At 65.2% G+C, this 14289-nt stretch carries 14 protein-coding genes; all 14 read right to left on the bottom strand.

Annotation, left to right across the window (positions count from 1 at the left end; translation table 11 throughout):
- Positions 1–9 precede the first annotated feature (9 nt).
- Positions 10–1230, bottom strand: a complete 1221-nt coding sequence (gene gspF, locus JAB1_RS11645) for a type II secretion system inner membrane protein GspF (protein WP_034783560.1) — start codon at positions 1228–1230, stop codon at positions 10–12.
- A gap of 10 nt (positions 1231–1240) precedes the next feature.
- Entirely contained in the window at positions 1241–2662 is a 1422-nt protein-coding gene (gspE, locus tag JAB1_RS11640) for a type II secretion system ATPase GspE (protein ID WP_070280031.1), read from the bottom strand.
- 10 nt (positions 2663–2672) lie between these two features.
- Positions 2673–4922 carry a type II secretion system secretin GspD gene (gspD, locus tag JAB1_RS11635; protein WP_070280030.1) on the bottom strand — a complete coding sequence of 750 codons (2250 nt, stop codon included), beginning with the start codon at positions 4920–4922 and terminating at the stop codon, positions 2673–2675.
- Positions 4919–5701 (bottom strand): type II secretion system protein N, encoded by a 783-nt coding sequence (gene gspN / locus JAB1_RS11630; protein WP_070280029.1) that lies wholly within the window; start codon positions 5699–5701, stop codon positions 4919–4921. Before gspN ends, gspD begins: the two co-directional genes overlap by 4 nt.
- A complete protein-coding gene (gene gspM, locus JAB1_RS11625; RefSeq protein ID WP_034783565.1) occupies positions 5698–6231 on the bottom strand; it encodes a type II secretion system protein GspM in 534 nt (177 codons plus the stop codon). The genes gspN and gspM overlap by 4 nt, the downstream gene beginning before the upstream one ends.
- Positions 6228–7457, bottom strand: coding sequence for a type II secretion system protein GspL (gene gspL / locus JAB1_RS11620; RefSeq protein ID WP_070280028.1), 1230 nt, complete (start codon positions 7455–7457; stop codon positions 6228–6230). Before gspL ends, gspM begins: the two co-directional genes overlap by 4 nt.
- Before the next feature lie 19 nt (positions 7458–7476).
- Complete coding sequence (gene gspK / locus JAB1_RS11615) at positions 7477–8451, bottom strand: type II secretion system minor pseudopilin GspK (protein ID WP_070280027.1); 975 nt, start codon at positions 8449–8451, stop codon at positions 7477–7479.
- Positions 8448–9071 carry a prepilin-type N-terminal cleavage/methylation domain-containing protein gene (locus tag JAB1_RS11610; RefSeq protein ID WP_034783569.1) on the bottom strand — a complete coding sequence of 208 codons (624 nt, stop codon included), beginning with the start codon at positions 9069–9071 and terminating at the stop codon, positions 8448–8450. Before JAB1_RS11610 ends, gspK begins: the two co-directional genes overlap by 4 nt.
- The gene (gspI, locus tag JAB1_RS11605; protein WP_240317643.1) at positions 9071–9451 is read right to left on the bottom strand and encodes a type II secretion system minor pseudopilin GspI; all 381 of its coding nucleotides are present in this window, start codon (positions 9449–9451) and stop codon (positions 9071–9073) included. The genes JAB1_RS11610 and gspI overlap by 1 nt, the downstream gene beginning before the upstream one ends.
- Positions 9451–9945 carry a GspH/FimT family pseudopilin gene (locus tag JAB1_RS11600; protein ID WP_046681998.1) on the bottom strand — a complete coding sequence of 165 codons (495 nt, stop codon included), beginning with the start codon at positions 9943–9945 and terminating at the stop codon, positions 9451–9453. The genes gspI and JAB1_RS11600 overlap by 1 nt, the downstream gene beginning before the upstream one ends.
- Positions 9946–9957: 12 nt before the next feature.
- On the bottom strand, positions 9958–10410 hold the full coding sequence (gene gspG / locus JAB1_RS11595) for a type II secretion system major pseudopilin GspG (RefSeq protein ID WP_034783572.1): 453 nt from the start codon (positions 10408–10410) through the stop codon (positions 9958–9960).
- Between the two features lie 93 nt (positions 10411–10503).
- Positions 10504–11265 carry a molybdopterin-synthase adenylyltransferase MoeB gene (gene moeB / locus JAB1_RS11590; RefSeq protein WP_070280026.1) on the bottom strand — a complete coding sequence of 254 codons (762 nt, stop codon included), beginning with the start codon at positions 11263–11265 and terminating at the stop codon, positions 10504–10506.
- An 8-nt stretch (positions 11266–11273) separates the two neighbouring features.
- Complete coding sequence (locus tag JAB1_RS11585; protein WP_070280025.1) at positions 11274–12767, bottom strand: S41 family peptidase; 1494 nt, start codon at positions 12765–12767, stop codon at positions 11274–11276.
- Positions 12768–12814: 47 nt separating this feature from the next.
- A complete protein-coding gene (locus tag JAB1_RS11580) occupies positions 12815–14278 on the bottom strand; it encodes a peptidoglycan DD-metalloendopeptidase family protein (protein ID WP_034783576.1) in 1464 nt (487 codons plus the stop codon).
- Between the last annotated feature and the right edge of the window lie 11 nt (positions 14279–14289).

Below are 14289 nucleotides of genomic sequence, written 5' to 3'. Positions count from 1 at the left end.
CTTGGATTCTTATCTTACGAGCTGATTGATTTCGATAATCGGCATCAGCACGGCCAGCACGATCAGCAGCACCACCACGCCCATCGCCAGGATCAGGGCCGGCTCCAGCAGGCCGGCAATCGTCAGGGTGCGGCGTTCCAGGTCCTGTTCCTGCGCGCTGGCGGCGCGTTCCAGCATGGCCGGCAGCTCGCCCGTGATTTCACCGGCGCGTATCATGTGGATCAGCATCGGCGGAAAATGCTTTTGCGCCGACAGCGCGCGCGCCAGGCTCACGCCCTCGCGCACGGCGCCGCTGGCTTCCTGCACCAGTTCCTGCATCGCCACGTTGGTGAGCGTGTCGCGGCTGGTGTCGAGCGCGCGCAGGATCGGCACGCCGGAACCCGTGGTGATGGCCAGGGTGCTGGCAAAGCGCGCCGTGTTCAGGCTGCGCTCGAATTTGCCGTACAGGGGCGCCGTCAGCAGCCAGGTATGCCAGCGCCGTTTCAGGGCCGGCTGCTGCAGCGCGCGGCGCCAGGCGAACCAGGCGCCGGCCAGGATCACGGCCACGACGAGGCCATAGTTGCGCACGAAGTCCGACAGCGCCAGCATGATCACGGTGAGCATGGGCAGCTTTTGCTTGGTATTGGCGAATACGGAAACGATCTGCGGCACCACATAGGTGAGCAGGAAGATCACGATGGAAAACGCCACCACCGTGACGATGGCCGGATACGTAAAGGCCAGCTTGACCTTCTGCACCAGCGCGTTGCGCCGCTCGATGTAGTCGGCCAGGCGCGACAGCACGCGCGACAGATGGCCGATCTGCTCGCCCGACGCCACCAGCGCCCGATAGATCTCCGCGAAATCGCGCGGATGGCGCGCCAGCACGTCGGAAAACGCGGCGCCGCCGATCACTTCGGAGCGGATCGAGGCGATCAGGTCGCGCAAATACGGCCGCTCGGCCTGTTCCAGCAGGGCGGAAAACGCCTGCTCCAGCGGCAGGCCCGCTTCCAGCAAACTGGCCAGCTGGCGCGTAAACAGGGCCAGCTCGGTGCTGGACAGGCGCTCGCCGAAGCCGCGCCGTTTGGTGACGCCGGCGGCATCGACCTGCGCGGCGATCGGTTCGACGGCCAGCGGCACCAGGCCTTGCACGCGCAGCTCGGCGCGCGCGGAACGGGGACTGTCGGCATTGAGCACGCCCTTGCGGGTGGCGCCCTGCGCGTCGACGGCTTCATAGCGGAATGCGGGCATGGTGGCGGGCCTAGTCTTTGGTCACGCGCAGCAACTCGGCCTGCGTGGTGGTGCCGTCGCGCAGCCAGCGTTCGCCGTCGTCGCGCATGCTCGTCATGCCATCCTGCAGGGCCACCGCACGCACTTCCGCTTCCGACGCGCGGTTGTGGATCTGCGCGCGGATCTGCTCCGTCGTGCGCAGCAGCTCATACACGCCCACGCGGCCCTGGTAGCCCGTCTGGCCGCAATGCTCGCAGCCGACGGCCTGCCAGTATTGCCCGTCGAAGGTCTTGCAGGAGCCGCACAATTTGCGCACCAGACGCTGCGCCAGCACGCCGAGTAACGACGACGACAGCAGGAACGGTTCGATGCCCATGTCGAGCAAACGCGTGACGGCCGCCGAAGCGTCGTTCGTGTGCAGGGTCGCCAGCACCAGGTGGCCCGTCAGCGACGCTTGCACGGCGATCTGCGCCGTTTCCAGGTCGCGGATCTCGCCGATCATGATCACGTCCGGGTCCTGCCGCAGGATCGCCCGCAGCGCCTTGGCAAAGGTCATGTCGATGCGCGGATTGACTTGCGTCTGGCCTACGCCGGCCAGGTCGTACTCGATCGGGTCTTCCACCGTCAGGATGTTCGTCGTGGTGGCGTTGAGCATCGACAGCGCCGCGTACAAGGTCGTCGTCTTGCCCGAGCCGGTGGGGCCCGTGACGAGCACGATGCCGTGCGGCTGCGTGATCAGGCCATCGAACTGCCCCAACATGGGCGCGCTCATGCCCAGGTGCTGCAGGTCGAGGCGGCCCGCCTCCTTGTCCAGCAAACGCAGTACGGCCCGTTCGCCATGCCCGGTAGGCAGGGTCGAGACGCGCACGTCGACGGGCTTGCCGCCCACGCGCAGGGTGATGCGGCCATCCTGCGGCAAACGCTTTTCCGCGATGTCGAGCTGCGCCATGATCTTGATGCGCGAGATCAGCGAACCGTGGATGGCCTTACGGGGGCGCACCACGTCGCGCAGGCTGCCGTCGATGCGGAAGCGCACGACGGAGGTCTGCTCGAACGGTTCGATGTGGATGTCGGACGCGCCTTCGCGCAGCGCTTGCGTGAGCAGCGCGTTGATCATGCGGATGACGGGCGCGTCATCGGACGATTCGAGCAAATCCTCGATGGCCGGCACGTCCTGCAGCAGCTTGGTCAAATCCAGGTCGGCGTCGAATTCATCGGCCATCTGCGACGCATCGCCGCCGCCGCCCGCGTAGGCGCCGGCGATAGCCGCATCGAGTTCGGCGCGCGGCAGCACCGTCAACTGGATCTGGCCGAAACGGCGCGATACTTCGGCGATCGCCGCCGGCGCCGTCGATGCGGCCACCAGCACGTCGACGGGTGCGCCGTCGACGGCACCGGGCCGGGCCAGCAAGCCGAAATCGCGCGCGTAGGCGTAGGGAAGCAGATTACTCATGGCTGTCCCATCACTTCTGCGGCTGCGGCATCTGTTGCGGCTGCTGCTGGTATTGCTGCAGCAGCGACTGCGGCGGCGTGGCCGCGTTGGCCGGCGCGCCTGGCGGCGGCGTCGGCGCTGGCGGCACGGGACGCGTCACCATGTTGCCGCCCACCGGCTGGCCATCCTGCAAGGCCGGCAGCACAGGCGTGCCCAGGTCTTTCAGCATCAAATTGCCTGAAGCCGGCACGGCAGCCGTCTCGGCCGAACGCATGTAGTCGTAGCGGTCGGCCGCCAGGCTGCCGCTCTGCTCCTTGTTGCGCACGATGACAGGGCGCAGGAAGATCATCAGATTGGTTTTCTTGCGCTCGCGCGTCTGGTACTTGAACAGGTTGCCGATCAGGGGAATGTCGCCCAGGCCGCGCACTTTTTCCGCATTGTCGCCCGTGCTGTCCTCGATCAGGCCGCCGAGCACGATGATCTGGCCATCGTCGGCCAGCACATTGTTTTCGATCACGCGGTTGTTGATGGTGATGCCGCTGACGGCCGTCGACGTGGATTTGTCCACGCTCGACGTTTCGTGATAGATGCCCAGCTTGATGGTGCCGCCTTCGGAAATCTGCGGACGCACCTTCAGGGTCAGGCCCACTTCCTTGCGGTCGATGGTCTGGAACGGATTCGTGTTGGTGCCGGCCGTGCTCGTGTACTGGCCCGTCAGGATAGGCACGTTCTGGCCCACCTTGATGGTGGCCAGCTCGTTGTCCAGGGTGATCAGGTTCGGCGTCGACAGGATATTCGCGTTGCCGTCCGATTCCAGCGCATGCGCCACGGCGCCCAGGCCCAGCGCGCCGTTGATCTGCTTGAAGATGCCCAGGGTCAGGCCGCCCGTCGGCAGCACCTTGCCGCCGCCCAGCGCCAGCTTGGCGATATTGTTGTCGGTGCCGCCGGCGAACGACTGCAGCGCGCCCACGCGGTAGCTGCTGTTGCTGTCGCCGGAAAGCCCCAGCCACTGCACGCCGAATTCGGAGGCCTTGGCCGACGTCACTTCGACGATCAGCGCCTCGATGTAGACCTGGGCGCGGCGCACGTCGAGCTGGTCGATCACGGCGCGCAGGTTGCGGTAGACAGCCTCGTTGCAGGTCAGGATCAGGGTGTTGGTGGAAGCGTCGGCCTGGATGAAGCCGGCCGCGCCGCCCGACGACAGCTGCTGCGGTCCGTTGCTCAGCGAAGCGCCGCCCGAGGTGCCGCTTTGCGTATTGCCGCCCAGGCCAGTGCTGTTCATGCCGCTGCCCTGGTTATTCTGGTTATTCGTATTCAGGCTGTTGCTGGTCGGCTGCTGCGCCGAAGCGGCCGTGCCGTCCGACGTCACGACCGAGCGCAGGGTTTGCGCCAGCTTGGTGGCGTCCGCATTTTTGAGGTACACCACGTGCACATTGCCCAGCTGCGTGGTGGGCTGGTCCAGCTTCGAGATCAGCGACTTGGCCAGGTTGGCGCGCGCCGCCGACGGTGCGCGCAGCACCAGCGAATTGGTGCGCGGATCGGCCAGCACGGAGACCTTGCCCGCATCGGCCCCTGCAGCGCCGCCCGCATTCCCGCCTTCCATCAGTTTGTTCACCATCGAGGCCAGGTCGGACGCGATGGCATAGCGCACGGGGATCACGTCCAGATCCGTCGAGGCGGGCACGTCGAGCGCGGCGATGATCTTCGCCAGGCGCTTGAGGTTATCCGCGTAATCGGTGATCACCAGCGAGTTGTTGCCCGGGTTGGCGTTGATCGTGTTGTTCGGCGAAATCAAAGGGCGCAGCACGGCCAGCAGGTTGGCCGACGATTCGTAGTTCAGGTAAAACACCTGGGTGGCGATCTGGTCGCCCTTCACCTGGCTGGCGCCGTTGCCCACCTGGGTCGGCACGGATTGCAGCTTGGCGTCCGCTTCCGGCACCACTTTCGCATAGCCGTCGCCGGAGACCACCGCATAGCCTTGCAGGCGCAAGGCCGATGCCAGCAGGGCGAAGGCCTGCGTCTTGCTGATCGATTTTTCCGACACCAGCGTGATCGTGCCCTTGACGCGCGGGTCGATGACGAAATTGATGTTGGTGTAATGGCCCACCGCCTTGATCACGGACTCGATGTCGGCGCCGACAAAATTGAGCGCCGCTTCGTCGCCGGGCGCGGCCCAGACGGGCGCCGGCATGCCGGCCACGGAACAGCACAGCAAGGCGGCGGCCGACAGGCGGCGCAGCGAGAAGGTGGATTTATTTGGGCTCACGGATGGTTTTTTCATTGTCTGAACTCTAAGGCGATGATGTTTTTTTCGCTATTGCTACGGCGCTGTCCCAGCAAATTCAACAAACTCGCCAAGGTCTCTTCATATCCTGCTGCGGCCTGGGCCTGGCCGGAAAACTGCATGCGCCCCTGTTGCAGGCTGCCGCTGCCGTCGAGCAGCAGCGGTCCCCTGATGGAGCGCAAGGTCAATGCCGCCTGCTGCCCCTGCCAATCGAAATCGAGCTCATAACTGCCCAGCGGACGCAAGGACGACAGGCGCGACGCCATGTCCGTCATTTGCAAGGTCGTGCGGCCGACGGCGGGAAAAAAAACTGCTGCTTTTTCCAGTGCCAGCTGCAAGGTGCTCCACGACAGGCGCATGCTGCCCGTCGGCGCCACGGTATTCAAGGGCGCGCCCAGGCCGCCCAGGCCATCGGCCGGCAGCAGCAGGGCCGCCGGGCTGACCTGCCAGTGCGACCATGAGCCGCGCAGGTTCACCGCCTGCGACAGCGCCTGGGCATTCTGCAATTCCACATCCACCGATCCCCACAGCACGGATGGCGAAATGCGCCAGCTGAAGCGCCCCGGCAGCAGCGGCGTCACGGCGCCATTCGCGCTGGCCGCCCCGCCGATAAAGGCCGAGCCGCGCCACAGGGTACCTTGCGCGTCGCCCAAGGTCAAACGTCCGCCCGTCTGCTTTTCCACGATACTGGCCACCCAGCCGGCCGGGAAAAACACCAGCAGGGTGACGCAAACGCTGACGATGATGGCCAGCAGCCAGGCAAGCAAGCGCATCATCGCGCCGCGCCCGGGCTCTGGTGCAGGGTCAGGCTGGCATCGACCAGTCCCGCCTTGCCCTGCGCCGTAATTTTTGCTTCCTGCACCGCCACGCGGCCTTCGCGGCGCAAGCCGTCCAGCCACAGCATGACGCTGGCAAATGGCACGCCATTCAGCTGCACGCGCGCGTACTCTCCCGTCAGCGACAGCGATTGCGGCGCCAGGCCGCGCGCTTTCAGCGAAGCGTCAATGCTGTCACGGCTCATGGGTGCCACCTGCACGGGCGCCTGGCGCGCCAGGTCGCCCGCTTCACGCGCCAGCGCCTGCAGCTGGGCCGCGTTCTGGCGCAGCTCGGGCAAGCTCTTTTGCAAGGCGATGCGGCCCGTCCAGGCCGGCTCGAAGAATACGGCGTAGACGAGGGCCAGCCCCGCCACCACGCCGCCGATGCTCAAGAGCTTGCGCTCCTGCTGCGTGCGTTCGGCCCAGAAGGCCTGCACGGCCTGCTGCTGCCCCGCCCACGCGGCGCGCGCCTTGTTGACTGCTGCACTCATGCTTTTGCTCCCGTGGCCGGCGTGATCTTCCACACGCCCGGCGCCGTTTCATTCAAGGCCAGCTTGCGCGCGGCCAGGCCGTCGCGCACCTGCGCCTGGGCGCTGGCGTCGACCATGTCCGGCTTCAGCCTGACGATCAGGCTGCGCTCGCGGTATTCCAGCGACGCCACCACGCCGCGTCCGGCCAGGCCGCCCAGCGCTTCGCCCAGCGCCGCGCTCATGCTGGTGAAGTCATCCATGCTGGCTTGCCCGCCCTGCAGGCGGGCAGCAGCGATATTGCGCCGCATCTGCTCCGCTTCCAGGCCATACACGGGCGCTTCGTTCGGATACGCAGCCTTGAAGGTTTGCTGCATCGAGGTGCGCACGGTGGCGGCCTCGCGCTTCAGCCGCATCCATTCGATATTCATGCCGGCCAGGTTGACGATCACGGCCAGCAACGCCAGGCGCAGCGGCCAGCGCCAGCGGCGCCATTCGGTGGCCGATCCCGTCGCCGTGCCCAGGGCGGCGGCCAGGTCCAGCCCCGCATTTTTGGCGCCGGCGATCCAGTGCGCCCAATGGTCAAGCTCCACCGTCACGCCATCCATGCCGGCAGCGAGCTGCTGATACTGCGCCAGCTCGGCCTGCGCCACGTACACCGTCAGGGGCACGTCGCCGGCAAAGGCGCGCGTCGTCAGCAGCGCCTGCTGCGGCTGGGCTGGCAAGACCAGGCCCAGGCCCTCTTGCGGCGCCTGGCGCAAGGCCAGTTCCAGGCCGTCGCCGCTTGCCTGCAGGGCGGCCGTCACGCTGCCCGGCTGCAAAGGCAGGCACAGCTGCGACGGCAGCAGCGCCACCTTGCGCGCGCCCTGCGCCAGCAAGGCCTTCACCAGTACCTCGGCCCAGGCGCGCTGCGCCACGGCCACCGTGCGCATGCCGGCGGCATCGGGCGCGCCGGCGGCCAGCAGGCAATCCTGGGTGTCGCCAAGGATGTGTTCTTCCACCAGGCCGGGCAAGGCCGCGCGCAAGCGGGCGCCGGCCAGCGGCGGCGTTTTCAGGCGCAGCAGGGTCACGTCGGCCGCAGCCAGCAGCAGCACCACCTGCTTCGCGCCGGCGATCAGCTGGCCCAGGCTGCCCAGCGGCGCGCTGCCTTGCTGCAGCAGGGCGCCGCCGTCGCCGGCCAGCACGAAGGAGCAGGCAGGCGCGCTGTCGGTGGAGGCCTTGGCCGGGTGACGGATATACAATATTGTCAAAGTGACTCGCTTTCAGCTGTTAATTTTCCCGCAACCAGACCAGGCTGGTGGTGCGCTGCGGATCCGTTTTTCGATTGATGAGCGCCACGGCATCCAGGGCGGCACGGTCCAGCCGCACGCGGATGACGGTAAGGAAATAGCGGCTCTTCACATCGAGTTCCACGCCTTCAATCAGTTCAGCATTAATATTATTCTGGAAATTTGCTTTATCGACAAACTTTTTGCGCGGATTGCTCAAGGTCAGGGCGCTGGCCTCGGACAGCGACATCATCGTCACGGCCGCCAACACCTCGGCCGGCGCCGTATTCACGTTGACTCCGGTGATCTCCGGCAAGATGATGACGACATCGCGCAGCTGCTCGACCATCTGCGGCGTATAGCCGGGCACGGCCAGCAAATCCTCGACCTGCGTGAAGGCCACCGGCTCGCTGCCGCCGCCTGTGGCAGGCGTGGCAACGGGCGTCTTGCCATCGGCGCCGCTGTCGGCAGCGCGTGGTTTCGGCCGCGCGCGCAGCACGGCGTCGGCCGTCGCTTGCGCCAGGCCGCTATCGAGCTTCATGTTGGCCAGCAGGCGCTGGTAGGCCAGCACCTGTTTCGGATTGATGCTGCCCGTGGCGTCGACCAGGTTGGTGATATTGAAGCGCGCCTGCGCATCGAGCGCGCGGCCCGAGACGGTGGCGTCGAATTTTTCCGTGTCGACCTTTTCGCGGTCCACATAATCGTCGAGCCGCGCTTCCTCGATGGGCGTGGCCCACACGCCGTCGGCGGCCGTCAGCATGGGATTGTCCTGGCGCAGCCAGAAGCGGGCAAAGTCGACCATGCCACGCATGGCCCACTGCGTCTGCAGGCGCAAACGCTGGTTTTCCATCGAACGCACTTGCACCTGCTGCTGCCAGAACAGGCTGGCAACGACGGTAATCGCCAGCGCCGTCAGCAGCAAGGCCGTGATGACGGCTACGCCGCGCTGGCGCGAGGGGCGCGTAAACGGCTTCATCCCGGCCCCAGTAAAAAGACTTTGGACAGGCCCGCGTCCTGCCCCGGCATCTGCAAGGTCACTTCCAGGCCCGGCACCTGCTTGGAGATGGTGGCGCCCGCCGTCAGCACGTTCCAGGCGCCATTGCTCCAGCCGCGCATGACCATGCTGTCGACGCCCTGCATCAGGGCCACGTCGGCGCTGGAGGTATCCGTATCGTCGCGCGCGGCCTGCCACAAGGTGTCGAGTACGGCCAGGTCGCGCGTGCCGTTCGACTCGCGCCGCGTCAGCACGCCGCCGCGCAGGCGGTAAGTGACCACTTGCAACTGTTGCGGTTCCTGTTCCGACGCGGCCAGGCGCACCAGAGTCAGGCGGTCATTTTCCGCCGACAGGTTGATGCGGCCATTGAGCAAACTCGTGCTCAAGCCGGCGCCGGCCAGGTGGTCGCAATCGCTCTGCATCTGGGCAAACGCCAGCTGCATGCCGCGCGCCTGCTCCAGCTGGCTGGTCAGCACTTCGCGCGAACGCATGATGCTGTCCAGGCCGCGCCAGCCCAGCACGGCGACCATGGCCAGGATGCCGATCGCCACGAGCAGCTCGATCAGGGTGAAACCGCCAGCAGGAACAGTGCGGCGCGCCATCAGTCGTTAAAGGAAAGTAACACCAGGCGCACGATGCGCCGGGCCGGATATTGCGCGTCATACACGTTGACGCGCACTTGCCGGATGCGGGGATTCGGCGTGGCCACCACTTCTTCTTCACAGATCAGTTTCAGGTCGCCCTGCGGACAGTCGACCGTGCGCTTGCCCGTCTGCGGAAAGGTTTTTGCCAGGCGCAAGCGCACCAGGTGGTTTTCCGCCGACCAGGTGGCCATCATGGCGCTGCGCAAGCCATCGCTGTTTTGCGTCAGGCTGCCGACGGCGCGCAGCGAGGCGCCCAGGGCCGTGCCGACGATGACGAGGGCGACTAGGACTTCCAGCAAAGTGAAGCCGCGCTGGCGGCCATGACGTGGGAGCCGCATCATTGCTCGACCGTGAAGTGGCCGATGCCGTCGGCGCGGATGGCCACGCTGCGTTCGCCGCTGGCCAGGGTCAGCACGAAAGGCTTGTCGACCGGTTCGCGGCCGAAGATGATGCGCAAAGGCTGGGCTACGCTGTTCGACGGCTGCACGCTGAGCAGCATGGGCGTGTTGGCAAACGCCCGCTCGCGCAGCAAATCGTCCTGCGTCACGGGTTGCCACAGCTTTTCATTGAGGACCAGGAAACGGTATTGATTTTCGTCAGCCTCGAACGCCACCTGCCGGCTGCGCACGATGGCTTCATCGCGCGCCAGTTGCAGCAGCAGCGCGATGCGCTCGGCTTCCTTCTGCAGCGCTTGCTGGCCATTCGGCATGGCGTTCAGCGACACCAGGCCCAGGGTGACGCCAATGATGACCATCACCACCAGCAGCTCGATCAGCGTGAAGCCGCTGGCGCGGGGCCGGGGCAGTGCACGGCCGGTGGTCATGGCAGGCATGCAATGGAAAACTTACAGTTCCCACGAGCCGATATCGGCATCGTCGCCGCTACCGCCAGGCTGGCCGTCGGCGCCCAGCGAAATGATGTCGACTTCGCCTTTCACGCCCGGCGACAGGAACTGGTACGGGTTGCCCCATGGATCCTTCGGCATCTTTTCCAGGTAACCGCCCGCTTTCCAGCCATTCGCGGCCGGTCCCGTGGTCGGTTTTTCGATCAGCGCCTGCAAGCCCTGTTCGGTGGTCGGGTAGCGCTGGTTATCCAGGCGATACAGTTTCAAAGCTTGCATCACGGTGGCGATGTCGACCTTCGCCGCCGCCACTTTCGACTCACCCGTGCGGGCGATCAGCTTGGGCACCACCAGCGACGCGAGGATACCCATGATCACCACCACGACCATGATTTCGATCAAAGTGAAGCCGCGCGCACGGCGCTGGCGTATCGAACGGTTTGCTGCGTTTTGCATAAGAAAGAGAGAAGAAGGTGAGTAATGAGTGCAGAGTATAAAGCGGAAATATGACAAAGCCTGTCATATAGGGAAAAATTTCTGCGGGGGCTGTCAGGCCGGCAAGACCACTTCGCCGCAAACGGCGCAGCCGGGGTCGCGCGCGACGCGCATGCTGCTCCATTCCATGTGCAAACCGTCGAGCAGCAGCAGCCGTCCGGCCAAGGACTCTCCCACGCCCATGATCAGTTTCAGCGCTTCGGCCGCCTGCATGGCGCCCACCACGCCCACCAGCGGCGCGAAGACGCCCATGGTCGAGCATGCCTCGTCCGTGAACTGCTGCTCCTGCGGAAACAGGCAGGAATAACATGGCTGCGTGCCCGTGCGCGGGTCGAACACGCTCACTTGTCCGTCGAAACGGATCACGGCACCCGACACCAGCGGCACCCCGGCCGCCACGCAGGCGCGGTTGACGGCGTGGCGCGTGGCGAAGTTGTCGGTGCAGTCGAGCACCACCGTGCTGGATAAGACCAGTTCGGCCAGTCGCGCACCGTCGAGGCGTTCCTGCAAGGCGATGATGTCGATCTCGGGATTGATGCCGGCCAAGGTTTCGCGCGCCGACAGCACTTTCGGCTGGCCCACGCGCGCCGTCGTGTGGGCGATCTGGCGCTGCAGATTGGTCAGGTCGACCGTGTCGTCATCGACGAGGGTCAGCTTGCCGACGCCGCTGGCCGCCAGGTACATGGCCGCGGGCGAGCCGAGCCCGCCCGCGCCGATCACCAGCACATGCGCATCGAGCAAGGCTTGCTGGCCTTCGATGCCGATCTCGTCTAACAGGATGTGGCGCGAGTAGCGCAGCAGCTGATGGTCGTTCATGGCGGCGACTACGGTTTCCGTACAGGAGTCTTCTTGTCATCGGCCTTGATGTCGGAAGCAATTTCCGGCTTGGCGCCGATCTTCTCCGCCTTCGGGTTCACCTTGGCCAGCTGCACCGGCAAGCCCTGGAAGTGGTTCAAGGCTTGCTGCAGCTGGAAATCGTCCTTGGCGCCGTACTCCAGCGGCTTGCGCTTTTTCGCCGTGGCGATCAGGCGTTGCTCTTCTTCCAGCTGATCCTGCATGCCTTCCATCGTCGGCTTGGCCGCTTCCGGCTTGCCATCGTTGCTGCTCAAGTGTTTTTCCAGGTCCGCCTCGCGGATGCGCAGGCTGTTCCAGCCATCGCCCTCGGCCGTTTCATCGACCAGCAGGTCGGGCACGATGCCGCGCGCCTGGATGGCCCGGCCTTTCGGCGTGTAATAGCGGGCCGTCGTCAGCTTGACGGCCGTGTCGGCCGTGATCTGGCGCAAGGTTTGCACGGAACCCTTGCCGAACGTTTGCGTGCCGATGACGGTGGCGCGCTGGTAATCCTGCAAGGCGCCGGCGACGATTTCCGAGGCGGAAGCGGAGCCGGCATTGACCAGCACCACCAGCGGCACGGTTTTCAGCGCGGCCGGCAACTTGGCCAGCGGGTCGGCCTTGGCGCCCGGCGGCGCATAGAATTCGCGGCGGCCATAGAACACCTGTTTCGACTCGGGCAACTGGCCCTTGGTGGACACGATCACGGAGTTGCCTGGAAGGAATGCAGTTGCCACGCCAATAGCGCCCGGCACGACGCCACCGGGATCGTTGCGCAAGTCCAGCACCAGGCCCTTGAGCTTGGGGTCTTGCGCATACAGCGCGTTGATCTTTTTGACCATGTCATCAACGGTCGGTTCCTGGAACTGGGCGATGCGCAGCCAGGCATAGCCGGGCGCGACCATCTTGGCCTTCACGCTTTGCACGCGGATTTCCTCGCGCACGATGGGGAACACCAGCGGCTTGCTCTCGCCCTTGCGCGACATCGTCAGCACCAGCTTGCTGCCAGGCTGGCCGCGCATCTTCTTGATGACTTCTTCCAGCTGCAAGCCTTTCAGCGGGATGTTGTCGAGGCGGGTGATCAGGTCGCCCGCCTGGATGCCGGCCTTGGCGGCAGGGCTGTCCTCGATGGGCGAAACGACTTTCACGTAGCCGTCTTCCATGCTCACTTCGATGCCGATGCCGACAAACTTGCCCTGCACGCTTTCGCGCATTTCCTTGAAGGCATTCTTATCGAGGTAGACAGAATGCGGGTCCAGCGACGACACCATGCCGGAAATGGCTTCCGTCAAGAGTTTCTTGTCTTCCACCTTCTCGACGTAATCGGTCTTGATCAGGCCAAAGACGTCGGACAGCTGGCGCAACTCGTCGAGCGGCAGCGGGGCATTCGTGATTTTCTGCGCCACGGCCGGGAACTGCAGCGACATGCCGATGCCGGCCAATACGCCCAGACCGATCAGGCCGATACTTTTGACTTTGATACCCATGTATTCTTCGCAATCTACAAATTCGCTGCCGCAGCAATGGTGGGAACTTAAAACTTCACCCAGGTGGCTGGATCGAAGGCGCGGCCCTGATGACGCAGTTCAAAGTATAGCCCTGATTCCTCGTTGCCGCCGCTGTTGCCCGCGCTGGCAATGGCGTCGCCGCCCTTGACGGCGTCACCCACGCGTTTCAGCAGCGATTGGTTATTGCCATAAATACTCATGTACTGGCCGCCATGATCGACGATGATCAAATTGCCGAAACCGCGCAGCCAGTCGGAAAACACGACACGACCGCCGGCGATGGCGTGGATCTCGCTGCCTTCGCCCGTGCGGATGAACACGCCCTTCCAGCTGGGGCCGTCACCGCGCTTGCTGCCGAAACGGGCCGCGATCTTGCCCGCCACGGGGGCGCGCAGCTGCCCTTTCAGGCTGGCAAAGGCGCCGGCTGGCGCGGCCGGTCCCAGGCTTGGGCGCTCGGGCTCCGGTTCCGGCTTCGGTTCGGGTTTCGGCGTCACCTTCGCCACTTGCGGCGGTTCGTCGTCGTCGATCGGTTCCAGTTTCACGGGCGGTGGTGGCGGCGTTTGCGGCTTGATCTTGCCCGACTTGTTTTGTTGCTCTTTCGCAATGCGTTCGCGTTCAGCCTGCGCCTGTGCGGCCTTGGCGCGCGCGGCCAGCAGGCGTTCGCGTTTTTCCGCCGCTATCTTGGCGTCGGCGGCTGCCTTGGCGGCGGCCCGTTGCTCGGCCAGCAATTGCTGGCGTTTCTTTTCCGCTGCGGCAGCGGCGGCCTGCTCTTCGATCAGTTTTGCCAGCTTGTCGACCAGGTTGCCCATGCGCTGTTCGTCGCGCTCGACATTGCCCACTTCCTTGCGCTGTGCCACCAGGCGCTGAGACAGGCTCGTCAGCAAGGCCGCGCGGCGCGCCTTCTCCTGCACCAGCAGGGCTTTCTGGTCGCGCTCTTCCTGCGCGATTTCTTCCAGCTCATCCTTGGCGTTCTGCACGTCCGCCTGGTTTTTCTCCACGGCCAGCAAGTTGGCGCGCAAGGCTTCCAGCAGGCGCGCCTGCGCCTGCGACACATATGCCATCAATTGCAAGTCGCGGTTGATGCGGTTGGGGTTGTCGCCCGACAAGAGCAGCTTGATGCGGTCTTCGTTGCCGGCGACATATTGTTCACGCAGCAACTTCGACAGCTGCGTCTTTTGTTTCTCGACGGTGGCCGTCAATTGCTGGTGCTCTTGCCCCAGCGCATTGAGTTTCACACCCGTCTCGCTTTGCTCCTGCGCCAGGTCGCGCAAGGCGCGGTTGGCGTTGGAAATGGCTTCTTCCGACTCGGCCAGGGTATCGGCCGCGTCATCCTTGGCGCTTTCCGTGCGGCTGATGTCGCGCTTGAGCGCCGTCAGTTTTTGTTGCAATCCAGCACGTTGTGCTTCCGCGGCCGCCTTCTGCTTGCTGCGTTCGGTGGGCTTGGCGCCCTGCGCGGCACCGCTGGAAAGCAGCAGCGCCAGGCACAGCATGGCACCGGCGC

Origin of the sequence: Janthinobacterium sp. MP5059B (assembly GCF_001758645.1) — a bacterium.
Taxonomy (GTDB): domain Bacteria; phylum Pseudomonadota; class Gammaproteobacteria; order Burkholderiales; family Burkholderiaceae_D; genus Janthinobacterium; species Janthinobacterium lividum.
Note: the sequence above shows the minus strand (reverse complement) of the source record. Positions and strands in the feature narration are given on the sequence as shown.